At 41.5% G+C, this 11,798-nt stretch carries 13 protein-coding genes; 4 read left to right on the top strand and 9 right to left on the bottom strand.

What is annotated here, in order from left to right; genetic code table 11:
• Positions 1 to 5: 5 nt before the first annotated feature.
• Entirely contained in the window at positions 6 to 485 is a 480-nt protein-coding gene (locus DBR43_RS08445) for an Lrp/AsnC family transcriptional regulator (RefSeq protein WP_124579701.1), read from the bottom strand.
• Between the two features lie 147 nt (positions 486 to 632).
• Between DBR43_RS08445 and DBR43_RS08440 the strand changes: the two genes are divergently transcribed.
• From DBR43_RS08440 to DBR43_RS08430, 3 genes are all read left to right on the top strand, one after another.
• On the top strand, positions 633 to 1,301 hold the full coding sequence (locus DBR43_RS08440) for an HAD family hydrolase (protein ID WP_124579700.1): 669 nt from the start codon (positions 633 to 635) through the stop codon (positions 1,299 to 1,301).
• A gap of 116 nt (positions 1,302 to 1,417) precedes the next feature.
• The gene (locus tag DBR43_RS08435) at positions 1,418 to 1,936 is read left to right on the top strand and encodes a DinB family protein (RefSeq protein WP_124579698.1); all 519 of its coding nucleotides are present in this window, start codon (positions 1,418 to 1,420) and stop codon (positions 1,934 to 1,936) included.
• Positions 1,937 to 1,939: 3 nt separating this feature from the next.
• Entirely contained in the window at positions 1,940 to 2,476 is a 537-nt protein-coding gene (locus DBR43_RS08430) for a DinB family protein (protein WP_124579696.1), read from the top strand.
• On the opposite strand, the gene DBR43_RS08425 is transcribed toward DBR43_RS08430, so the two are convergent.
• From DBR43_RS08425 to DBR43_RS08410, 4 genes are all read right to left on the bottom strand, one after another.
• Positions 2,457 to 3,128 carry a response regulator transcription factor gene (locus DBR43_RS08425; protein ID WP_124579694.1) on the bottom strand — a complete coding sequence of 224 codons (672 nt, stop codon included), beginning with the start codon at positions 3,126 to 3,128 and terminating at the stop codon, positions 2,457 to 2,459. The two genes, DBR43_RS08430 and DBR43_RS08425, sit on opposite strands and share 20 nt — an antisense overlap.
• A 3-nt stretch (positions 3,129 to 3,131) precedes the next feature.
• A complete protein-coding gene (locus DBR43_RS08420) occupies positions 3,132 to 3,920 on the bottom strand; it encodes a sensor histidine kinase (RefSeq protein WP_124579692.1) in 789 nt (262 codons plus the stop codon).
• Positions 3,899 to 4,435, bottom strand: coding sequence for a hypothetical protein (locus tag DBR43_RS08415; protein ID WP_124579690.1), 537 nt, complete (start codon positions 4,433 to 4,435; stop codon positions 3,899 to 3,901). Before DBR43_RS08415 ends, DBR43_RS08420 begins: the two co-directional genes overlap by 22 nt.
• A gap of 122 nt (positions 4,436 to 4,557) precedes the next feature.
• The gene (locus tag DBR43_RS08410) at positions 4,558 to 4,929 is read right to left on the bottom strand and encodes a hypothetical protein (RefSeq protein WP_124579688.1); all 372 of its coding nucleotides are present in this window, start codon (positions 4,927 to 4,929) and stop codon (positions 4,558 to 4,560) included.
• Positions 4,930 to 5,171: 242 nt separating this feature from the next.
• Here DBR43_RS08410 and DBR43_RS08405 point away from each other — a divergent pair, with 242 nt between their 5' ends.
• Positions 5,172 to 5,963 (top strand): glycosyl hydrolase family 18 protein, encoded by a 792-nt coding sequence (locus DBR43_RS08405; RefSeq protein ID WP_124579686.1) that lies wholly within the window; start codon positions 5,172 to 5,174, stop codon positions 5,961 to 5,963.
• 94 nt (positions 5,964 to 6,057) lie between these two features.
• On the opposite strand, the gene DBR43_RS08400 is transcribed toward DBR43_RS08405, so the two are convergent.
• The 4 genes from DBR43_RS08400 to DBR43_RS08385 form a co-directional block, all read right to left on the bottom strand.
• Positions 6,058 to 6,681 (bottom strand): phosphatase PAP2-related protein, encoded by a 624-nt coding sequence (locus tag DBR43_RS08400; RefSeq protein WP_124579684.1) that lies wholly within the window; start codon positions 6,679 to 6,681, stop codon positions 6,058 to 6,060.
• A gap of 144 nt (positions 6,682 to 6,825) precedes the next feature.
• Positions 6,826 to 8,028, bottom strand: coding sequence for a DUF763 domain-containing protein (locus DBR43_RS08395; protein ID WP_124579682.1), 1,203 nt, complete (start codon positions 8,026 to 8,028; stop codon positions 6,826 to 6,828).
• 262 nt (positions 8,029 to 8,290) lie between these two features.
• Positions 8,291 to 9,394: a PepSY-associated TM helix domain-containing protein gene (locus DBR43_RS08390; protein WP_124579680.1), complete on the bottom strand. Its 1,104-nt coding sequence runs from the start codon at positions 9,392 to 9,394 to the stop codon at positions 8,291 to 8,293.
• Positions 9,391 to 11,757 carry a TonB-dependent receptor gene (locus tag DBR43_RS08385; protein WP_124579677.1) on the bottom strand — a complete coding sequence of 789 codons (2,367 nt, stop codon included), beginning with the start codon at positions 11,755 to 11,757 and terminating at the stop codon, positions 9,391 to 9,393. Before DBR43_RS08385 ends, DBR43_RS08390 begins: the two co-directional genes overlap by 4 nt.
• Positions 11,758 to 11,798 lie beyond the last annotated feature (41 nt).

Raw genomic sequence — 11,798 nt, 5'->3', positions numbered from 1 at the left:
ATGGGTTATTTTTCAGGGATGACCAATTGTTGTTCTTCTTTTACTGTTTCCAGTACAATCGTGGTTCGGATGGAAAGTATGTTCGGGATTTTGCTAAATGAATTGCGCATTAAAGCCATGAGCGAAGCCGAATCTGTAGTCCTGACCTTTACCAGATAGCAGTCGTCGCCGGCAATAATGTGGACTTCCTGAACCTCTTTGAGTTTCGAAAGTTCATTTGCCGTATCCATACAACCAATGCTGTGAGATGCTTTCAGGGAGATGAAGGCAAGTAATTTCAGGTCGACAGCAACAGGATTGATCCTTGCCGTATACTGGGTAATTACATTTTTCTGTTCCAGTTTTTTTACCCGCTCCAAAACCGCAGAGGGTGCCATTTCCAGTTCTTTCGCCATATGAACATTGGAGATCCTTGAATTTTCCTGCATTAACCTTAAAATCGCCAGGTCAATCTTATCTAAACTGATGTTGTTTTCGATTATCATTCTATAAATTTATACAAAATCAGAATAATATTCAAAATTATATTTAAAAATATGATTTTAATTCTTTGGTGTGTGTTTTGTCGGACAGTTTTTGATGGTGCTGGCAACTAAGTATAAAAGAAATATATTAGCGGATATAAAAAAAACATGAAGAATATAAAGGCAATTTTATTTGATTTGGATGGGACACTCATCGATTCTGAATATTTCCATTATGAATGCTGGAATGAAATTCTGGAGGAGTATGGGGTTCAGTTAACCTATCCCGATTGGCTGAAGAATTATGCAGGGATCCCTTTACCTGTTAATGCCGGTAATTTACTGGAAAAGTATGCGATCAGCGCTTCCTTACCTGAAGTCATAAAAAGAAGGGAGGCCCTTACGCTGGAAAGGTTGAAGACCAAAGATGTCAACCTGATGCCTTTCGCATTAGAGGTCATTAAATTTTTTCACGAGCAGGGTTTGGTGCTTGCTATTGTGACTTCCAGTCCCCGTGAAGATGTGGAGGCCATTTTCGACAGAAATGGTTTAAGATCTTATTTCAGCCTGATGATCACAAGATCTGAGGTACAGCATAACAAACCCGCTCCGGAGAGCTATAATAAGTGTTGTGAAGCGCTGGGACTGTCAAAAGAAGACTGTTTGGTATTTGAAGATACGATCAATGGGGTTAAAGCCGCAAAGGCCGCCGGGATCAGGTGTTTTGCGATCCAAAGCAATACAGATACGCAGGAGTCACTTCAGATCGCCGACCGCTTGTTTGGGGATTTAATGGAAGCTAAAGACCATTTGCTTAGCGGGCAGTTTGTTTCTTAATTGTTTGTCTCGAATGCCCCCTAAGATTGACATTTACGACACCCCTTGAGCTTCTGATTTAACGTTAACTTAGGTATTGTTAATCAAATAATTTTTGAATCTCAAAATCTAACCAAATGGAAGCACTAAAAACAGATAAAAAAGCATTCATCGAAGGGTTTATTTTACTGTATGACCTGCATACCACATTGTTTTCTAATGTAATAGAAAACATTTCGGAGAAGGACGCACATAACCGGTTGAATACAAAAGCAAATCATGTGGCCTGGCTTACCGGAAGCCTCGTGCAGGAAAGGTTTGACCTGGCCAATGCTTTGAACATTGAGGAGCAGCAAAAAGCTGCCGCTTTGTTTGAAGGGCATAAAGGAGTCCAGGATCAGCTGACTTATCCTTCGCTGGCCAGTTTTAAACAAGATTGGCTCGAAATTTCTCCGAAATTACGAACCGCATTATTAGCGGTAAGCCAGGAGAAACTGGACAGCATCATTCCAATGCCAGGTGGAGAAATGACTTTCTTCGATTGGGTTTTCTTCATCATTCACAGAGAGTCTTATTGCATCGGACAAATCGGTCTTTGGCGCAGGTTGCTTGGTTACGACGCGATGAGATATCCAATGGAACCTGAAAAAAAATAACAGATGGACAAGGAAAAGATCGTTAAAGAGATGGAGGAAACGATGACTGTTTTATCGGGATTGGTTTCCTCTTTTAGTCAGGATGACATCAACTGTATTCCTTTTGAAGGGAGCTGGACAGCTGCACAGGTGGTTAGACATCTGAACCTGTCAAACTCAGGGTTTTTAGAAATAATCCACGGGCCGGATAAAGAAGCTGACCGTCCTGTGGACCAGAAGGTGGAGCAGGTTAAAGCTGATTTTCTGGATTTTACAACCAAAATGCAGTCGCCGGACTTTATCCTGCCTAAAGCAGGAGTTTACAATAAAGCTGTTTTGCTCAATGTCATTGAAGATCTAAAAGCCAGGTTTGCAGTTGTGATTAATACGTTAGACCTGAGCAAAATCTGTATGGCATTCGAGTTACCTGGATATGGTTATTTTACCAGATGGGAGGCCATTTACTTTGTCATTTATCATAGCCAGCGACATTCACATCAATTGAGAAATATTTCCCAAAAGCTGAAGGATACAGCAGGGACTATAGATCTGCGTCAATAATTTTATTTTTAAAAGCGAAAACCACAAGGCCTGCTACGTTTTTGGCCCCGGTTTTTACCAGCAGGTTATTTCGGTGACCATCAACTGTTCGTAAGCTGATAGAAAGTTGATCTGCAATTTCAGCCGTCGTAAATTCCTGACAAATCAGGTTGAGGATTTCTTTTTCCCGTTGAGTTAGTGAGGAACTGGCGTCGAAGCCCCTGACATTCGCTTTGTTGAGCAACTTACCGGATTGCAGCGTTTTTAAGACCATTTCATTAAAATAGAAACCATTGTGAAAGGTGGTTTCTATCGCATTTTTAAGCTCACTTAGTTCAGAGTTTTTCGCGATATAACCGTTTACCCCCTGCTGAATCATCCTGGTGATGTGTTTCTCTTCCCCATGAACCGACAAGACAATTACCCTCACATCAGGAAAGGATGTCTTCAACTTCCTCGTGGCTTCCATTCCGTTCATTTCCGGCATGTTCAGGTCCATCAACACGATATCCGGCTTCAGTTCGCCACAGTCGTTCATCGCATTTAATAACTCTATACCGTTTCCTGCCTCGAACATCACTTCCATATTACCGAAGCTTTTGATGTTATTCACGAGGCATTCCCTAAACATTAGCTGATCATCGGTAACTGCTATTCTTATCAATCTGTTCATATTTTAAATTTTAACAGGAAAGTAAATGGAAACTCCAAATCCTTTTTGAGCGGTATGATAGCTCAGAGTGCCCCCATTCATTTCCACCCGGTTTGTAATATTGTGTATTCCCAGCCCCCTGCGTACCTGCTCATGATCAAAGCCTATGCCATCATCCTGATAATCATAGCTCACTTCACCATTATTGCAAACCAGCATAATCTCCACACGTTTTGCTTCCGCATGTTTTACCGTATTGCTGATCAGTTCCTGAGTAATGCGGTAGAGGGCCAGTTCTATTTCCTGATTGCCGCATTTATCCAGGCCCTGACTCTCAAAATCTACCTCTAAACCATCCTTGCTTTCAAACTGGAAACATAATTCTTCTATTGCAGCTGCAATCCCGAACATTTCCAGTTCATTGGGGATCATGTTATGAGAAATTCTTCTGACGCTCATAATCCCTTTGTCGACCAGAAGTTTACTTTCTTTAATGAGCTCAATACTCCCGGAAGAAGTATTGTGTTTTTTTTCAAATTGTATGATCTTCATTCCAAGTGTAGAGAAAATACTCCCTACCTCATCATGAAGGTCTTTTGCGACCCTGCGTCTTTCTTCTTCTATCTTTTCAATATTGTTTCGGGTTAATTTCCGCTGGTAATCTGCTTCGGTTTCTTTTAATTGTACCTGCTGGTTATAGAATTTCTTCTGATATACAAAAAAGAGCACCACAACGGCAGCACTCAGCAGGAACATGACGAGCATACCAGTAAACATGAAAAAATAAACGTCTAAGCCTTCCTGCGTTGCCATAAACCTATAAAGATTAAACAGTAGAGTACACAGGAGAGAAAGGCATGTAATTGCCAGACAATCATATTGAACTTCAGACTCAATGGCAAAATGTAATTACTAAGCATAAATAAGAGAAAACTCCCCGAGAAATAAATGAAAAAACCGGTATTGATCCAGAATGTAGCACTTTTCTCAATTTGTATGTACAAGGTTTGTTTGGTTATTTTATAATAGTAAAACAGAGAGGTACTGATAATAATGATGCTTTCAAGCGTACGTGGGTAAGTGTTAAATATATGCCATTTTTGAATAAAGAATGCATTGACCACACAAAAGACAAGAAACGCGGAAATGAGTGCGATGAACCAGACCTTATTAATGGCATTTTTAAAAACGATCTGGTAAAATAACATGATTGTAGAGAATTCAATCATGGTGTAGATGTGAAGGACCGGAAGATTATTTTTGCTGGATATCCATAATGAAGCACTGTAAATGGCTAAAATTGCAATTAGTATCAAGTGAATACTCATCACTTTTAACTCTTTTGGATAAGATCGGAAATGCTTTAATGAAAGTATCAATGGGCAAAAAATGAAGCCCATTGATAAAATTAAAGTAAGGTATTCTACTTTTAGTATTTTAGAAAACATATTTATTCTCCTAATGGACTGTCTGGTGGTGGACAGGTTGGTGGACAAGGCATTGTGAAGTCAAATATATTGCTGTCTTCTTTCATGTTTTCAGCCAGAGAAACTTCAGTATTGATCATATCATGGCCATATATATCTGCCGGAACCATAATTAATCTTTGCTCTCTACCTTTTTCCATTTCTGTGTCCCAGCCAAAATAAACACGTACATAACTTGCGCCTTTTTCTTCTACCATATCTTTTAATTCCTGTGCATCAATTAAATAAGATTTGATAAAATGGCCTTGCGCAGCCCAGGCCCGGGTGATTTCCTGAGCTTCCGATAATGGGATCTCAAAGATACTTTTGTCGTGTTTAGACGAATGATGTTCCATGTTTGTTGTGATTTTAAGTTATTATTTGATTTGTAAATCGAATGGCATTTTTTTAATTGGTTAATCTAAAATAAACATTTTTTGTTGAGTGGATTGATTATTTGCGCTGTATTTATATTTGTTACGCTCGTGTTATTTATACAGGTATAAATACCTGTTTTTGATTTCGGGTAATCCAGCGCATAACTGGCTGTCATCAATTGATGAACTTTAAGCATTGTTTCTAACCCCCTGATTGATTTATGAAAGCTCCTGATCCTCTTTTTGTCACTTACTGGCTAGGCTATGCAAATCAAAAAATGATCATTGAAGAGCTTCCGAATGGAATTGATGTCATCAATCTGTTCCTGATCAATCTGGATCCTCAAAAGACATTGCAACACCTGTACCTGACCAGTAATGGAATGACCTGGGCCAGTATTCTGGCAGGGGTAAGGATACAGCAGAACAGAGGGGTTAAAGTTTTGGCTTCCATTATCAGTTCACCCAATCCACAAATATCCTGGAATACCATCTCTGATCCTGCGGCTTTTGCAGCAGATGTCTATGATTTGGTGGTCAATACCTGGAGGTTGGATGGCATTGATATTGACCCCGAAATGGGGGGTGATATTCCTAATGAGACATTTATTGAAGTGGTCTGGCAGCTGTCTAAATATTTTGGACCCCGGTCTAAAACGGGGAAGACCATGAGTTATGTCACCTATCAATATTATGCGGATGAACAATTATTGAAACAATGTAATGCCTTGTTTGACTATGTGGCATTGATGGGCTATTTCTGGGATATGGAAACCATGATCAATCAGTTTGAATTGTATGCAGGTTTGGTGAGCAGTAAGAAATTATTGTTTGGCGTACAACCAGGCCATCATCAGGCCACTTCACTGGGCGAGGCGATCCAATTGACCAAATGGCAGCCTGATAACGGATTAAAGGGGGGGATGATGCTCTTTAACATTAATATTGATAAAGATTTTCACTATACAAACGGATTGATTAAAATGCTTAAATCAAGGGAGCTGACTTCATAAGTGGAGGCCCCATACAAAATTATATTGCTCTCAGGCACGTGAACGGGGTAGATCCCAGGATTTACCGCCGTTTACTATTCTTTCTGAAAAAAGCTTATAATTTCTCTATTGATTTTCCGAAATACCAGCAGATCCAGCTAAAGAAAGGTGCTGCAATTACATCTGCCGTATAGTGTACATGCTGGATCAATAGCAATACGCCGATAATTCCAGAAGCAATAAAGGCAATTGTTTTCTCCCGCTTTTTCTCCAGGCAGAGTGCGCCCAGAAAGATCGTAGCAGTATGTCCGGAAAAGAAAAGGTCTTTTGTGATCACATTTGATCCATAAAAAACGACAGAACAGGGATCTATCAGTTCTATGATTTCTTTTGGCGGATGAAGCGGAACGATAGAAATGGTAATGATCCTTGCTGCACAAAGAAATATATAGGCCCATAATGCGGTCAGACAAATCGAAGTATTCCTGGACATGCGTATCAGGAAGAAGATAGACATCCCGTAAAGTAAAATAAATATATACAGAGAAACGTCAATAGCAGGGATCTGGGCCAGCAGCCAGTCATTGAGCGTATACCCTTTCTCCCTGTTTTCTACATAAGCGAAGAAATGAGGGATAAAAATCAGGATCAATGCAAGAATAAAGATTCCCAGGATAAATTTAAGTCTGAATGGCGGGTAATCCCAGGCAATTTGCCAGGAGAATTGTTTAAACTGCATTAAAAGGTTTTGTTGGTATTTCTAAATGTAAATTCAACAAATAACGCAATTAATCCTCTATAAAAGAATAACCTGACTAAGAAATATTAATTATTCTCCGAAAAAAATAAGATGTTTAAACAGGTAATTTGGGGCTTACAACTATTAAAACAGGCTGAGTTGATTTTTTGAGGGAGGTTTGGCCTCACCAAGTACCGTCTTCCCTCCATATTTCCAGGAATCGTTCCTTTCTTTTTGAATCAGCTCTTCAAAATTGTCATTTGGGAGGAAGTTTTTTTCTGCCTTTCGGGCAAGCTCGCCTAATTTAAAGATCGCCTGTTGCTGATCCGACTGCCCGATTTTGGCCTGCCGGATGGCTTTGCCCAGTACCTGGATCGTCTCATCATATACTTTTACAGGGACAGGGAAAGGATGCCCGTCTTTTCCGCCATGGGCGAAGGAAAACCGTGCCGGGTCTGTAAAACGGGAAGCTGTCCCATAAATGACTTCACTAACCAATGCCAGCGATTGTAAGGTTCTTGGTCCAAGGCCTTCCAGTAACAGCAGTTCTTCAAAATCTGCCGGACGTTTTTCCTGTGTGAGCCATAACATGGCACCCAGGCGTTTCAGGTCTATATCTTTTGCTTTTACTTCATGGCGGTTGGGCATGATCAGTTTCCTGACTTCCCTGAGGATCCGTTCTGGATTTTCGGTCGTCATGGACAACATGGTATTGCGGGAAGTCCCGGCTTCTTTTGCAACAAGATTTAAGATTTGCCCCTGATTGATGCCACAAATTCCGGTATGAGGTTCTTCTACAAAGGAAGCCAGCGAGGAAGAATGCCAGTGGTATCTTCTGGCAGTGGCACTATCATTTCGCATTCCCTGCTGGACGACAGTCCACAGTCCCTCAGAATTGACTATAAAATTGTGGGTGTATAGCTGGAAGCCATCCTGAATAGCAGTATTGTCTACTTTGGCGCTTAACTTACTGCACCTCACCAATTCATGTCCGTCAAGGCCGGTATGCTGTGCGATGTTTAGCAATTCAGCAGGAGTCTGTCTGGATTTTAAACCTTTCCCTCCGCAAATATAAATGCCCAGTTCTTTGCTTCGGGGATTGATGGCTCCTTTTAAAGCGCCCATTACGGAGGTGGTGATCCCTGAGGAATGCCAGTCCATACCCATCACCGCTCCCAGGCTCTGAAACCAGAATGGATCACTTAAACGGCGTAAGACTTCGGCTGTGCCATATTCTGTAATGATCGCTTCTGTGATGGCAAGCCCTAAACGAGCCATGCGTTCTGCAAGCCATTTGGGGACATAGCCATAATGTAGTGGCAGATCAGCAGTTCCGGAGGATTTCATTACTAACAAATTTAGTAAAAATACCGGGTATTTTAACCATGTATCAGCATGTCTGATCATTTTTTACAAAAAGACAGCGCTTGAATTGAGGCTTAGTTGACAACTCAACTGATAAGATTGAATAAAACAAGAAAGGGATGTCGCATCCACGCACATCCCTTTTCTAACCAAATATAAACCTGTATGAAACGGTTTTTTCTTAAATATCGTTGTCTTAATTTCTGCTATATATACATGAATTATGCCAAAATATATAAATAGTTTAACTGTATCGTTTTTTTACTTTTCTCCACCAAAGTAAGGCTCCGGTAATGGAAAGTAAACCGGGTAGCAAACCAATAATAACATAAAGGGCTTTGACCGGAGTACCACCAAAAGTGCCTGCATGTAACGGAAAGAAGCTGGCCTCTGTCTTTTCCCATAATCCTTTTTCCGATAGACGATCCATGGAGGTTACCAGGCCTGTACCCGGATCAATGGCAACCGAATTTCCATTGTAAAAGAAGGGCGATTGATTTTTCAAGGTTCCGCTAATCCGGAACAACTTCTCCGCCTGTGTCGGCAGATAAATATTCCGGGGAACCAAATCAGGCATTGCATTGCGGGCAGTCCGGAGCAGCTGATCTGCAGACTGAGCAGACAGTACATTTACGGGAGCAGAGACAGTCTGCTTTTTCCAGTAACCCGGATCAAAAGCAAATTTGTTCATCCAGAATCCGGTAAAGAAGATGATCACATTAAAGAATAAAGCCCATACCCCAACGATTCTGTGAAGGTCTGAAGAGATCGTTCTCCAGTTTTTCCATTTCATCTTTACCTGAAATGTAAATACTTTCCAGATGTATTTCCGATAGATGATCAATCCGGTTGCTGTGGAAAGCAGCATCGTGATGCCAAACACTGTAGCCAGGAATAATCCGGGGAGCCCCAGCTGGAAACTCCAGTGGAACTGTAAGATCCAATGCATAAAACTCGGGTTAAAATCCTTTAGATTTCCATCCCTCAGAATGGCGCCTGAATAGGGATTGATACTCATCATCCCTAAATCATAGGTGCTGATTTTTCCATCATTCCGGTACAAACGGAACTCATACGCTTCCTCAGTTCCTGCATCGGGATTTAACCAGGCAATACCTGTTAAATTTGGGTGTTGCTTACCGATCTTCCTGTAAATCGTATCCAGTGGCAATACCTGTCCTTTAGGGCTTACATGGAGTAAGTCTGCATTGATCATTTGATCAATTTCTTTTAGAAAGACAAGTGCAGAACCACTGAGTCCAAGCAGCAAAAGGAAGATCCCACTGATCAGGCCCAGCCAGCTGTGTACGGAAAAAACCAGCACACGTGTGAAATTTATTTTTCTCATTTGATCTGGTAACTTAAGCCAATTCTGTAATTAAAAGGGTCTCCCAGACCTCCGGTTACAGTACTGGACCTGCTGCCGGTGAAATAATGTTTATCCGTTAGGTTATACGCATTAAACTGGAGGTTGTAACGACCCCTGCGATAGTTCAGAGCAGCATCAATTACCGTGTATTCCGGAAATAGAAAATTCTGGTTACTAATGAGGCCAACCTGGTTGCTCACATACCTCAGGCCTCCGGCAATTCCAAGTCCCTTAACCAGGCCGCTGCTGACATTGTATTTTAACCAGACATTGGCCATATGTTTGGGTGCATTGTTAAAGCGGTCTCCTTTTTTTCCGAAAGCGCTTGTACTTAATATGACGTGCTCATTATAAGCATATCCCGCTATCACGTTAAAGTTTTGTATCGTTCCCATAACGGTAAATTCGATTCCCCTGCTTCGCGTTCCATCGATTGCAGCCTGACGGTGGGAATTTTCTTCCGTTGGTGCAGGGGCCAGAATATTGGCATAATTGATCTGGTAAAGTGATACATTGGCCGACAATTGCCGGTTCAGGAAATCACCTTTATATCCAATCTCATATTGCGTTGCTTTTCGGGTAGGGAAGGGGCCTCCGGAAAGTACATTGTTCGAGGTCTGAGGGTTAAATGACTTAAGATAGGTCCCGTAAATAGACATGTTTTCAGCCGGGAGATATACCAGTCCTATTCGCGGGATCAGTCCGGAAGCCTGTAGCGCATCACCCTGTTTATTGTCCCTGATCGAAAGTGGTGTTTCTTTGGCATCGTACGAATCGTATCTCAGGGATAGTAATGCTTTTAACTGTTTGCCGAAACTGATCTGGTCCTGCAGGTATATGCCTGTCAGATTTGTGATGCGTTTGTTGTCATCAGACTCTTCTGCCGGAACTGAGGCTGCCGGTGGATCATTACTATAATCGGGGTTGAATATCGAAATCCTGGAGGCCGCTTTGTATTGATAATCGTTTTTAGTCCATCCATATCTGTTGTAATCTGCACCTCCGGTCAACTGATGTTTTAAGGGACCTGTCTTTGTTTCGTAAGTTAAATAAGCGGTGGTCTGAAGACTGAACCGATTGGTTTCCCAGTCCTGATAACCTCTGCTGATAGAATCATTTTTAATTTTCCCTACCGGAATATGGTCGGTATAATCCAGGATGTTATTCACTACGCGCTGAACGGCTGTCAGTTTCAAACGGTCATTGAAACGATGATTGAAGGTTAGCGTAGCTGAAGTATTATGGGTTTTTCCGTAATCTGTAGGACTTTGAACCGTTAAGTGATCGGGATAATAATTGAAATCAAAAGTACCATCTGGTCTGGTACGGATAAAGGTCCCGTTGTCGTATTGTTGTACGGTCTTTTGATAAGCATAATTGATTTCCAGATTCAAATCCGTTTTGCCGGAAAAGAGGTAAGTCAGGGAAGGTGCAAGGAAGATGTTTTCTTTATTTTGACCGTCACGGAAGCTTTTCGATTTATCATACCCAATAATGGCGCGGTAAAGTAGCTTTTTGTTTCCGGACAATGCTCCTGTCAGGTCAAGGGATGCCCTGCGGAAATTCCAGCTGCCCAGAGATAATTCCAGGCCATAGCTGTTTTGTGCCATTGGTTTTTTGGTGATGAAATTGACCACTCCACCAGGTGCACCTTCGCTAAATAAAGCGCCCGAAGGGCCACGTAAAAGCTCTACCGATTCTACATTGTACAATAAAGGCTGCTGACTCCATAAAAAGAGGTTTCCGCGGATCCCGTTATACAATAGAAAACTGGCATCTGTTGGCGAATAAGCGGTGAATCCGCGCATATTGAAAGAGCCGTTTCCATTGTTCGCTTTCATCCCGGTAAACGTACCTGCGATTTCGTTTAAGCTGAAAGCCTGACGGTCTTTTATCGCCTGGGAAGAGATGATTTGTACCGATTGCGGCGTACTTAATAATGGTACATCCATTCGGGTAGAACTGCTGGAATGCTGAACCTGGTATGGATTTTTGATGCCACTGATGACCACTTCTTTTAGCTCCTGTTTGCTTTTGGACAGTTGCAGGTTGAGGGTAACCGTTTTTCCCGGCTTGATGATCAGGTCATGCTTACTGGCCGTGTATCCGACATTAGAAACGATCAGAACGTAAGTTCCGGCAGGGATCGCATTTAAAATGAAATTTCCGTCTAAATCCGTTTTTGTGCGGATGTCAGTGTTCTGGAACTGAATGGAGGCACCTGAAATAGGCTCTTCCTGAAAGGACACGATATTGCCTTTTAACGATCCTGTGCCTGATTGTGCAAATAGTTTACTGCTGAGGAGGAATAAAAATATGATAGAGAAAACCTTGATTTTCATTTTCTTGTAATTGATTTTTTTAAATAATAAAAGAGACCAGG

The organism is Pedobacter sp. KBW06 (assembly GCF_003852525.1).
GTDB lineage: Bacteria > Bacteroidota > Bacteroidia > Sphingobacteriales > Sphingobacteriaceae > Pedobacter.
This window is presented reverse-complemented; position numbering and strand designations above follow the sequence as displayed.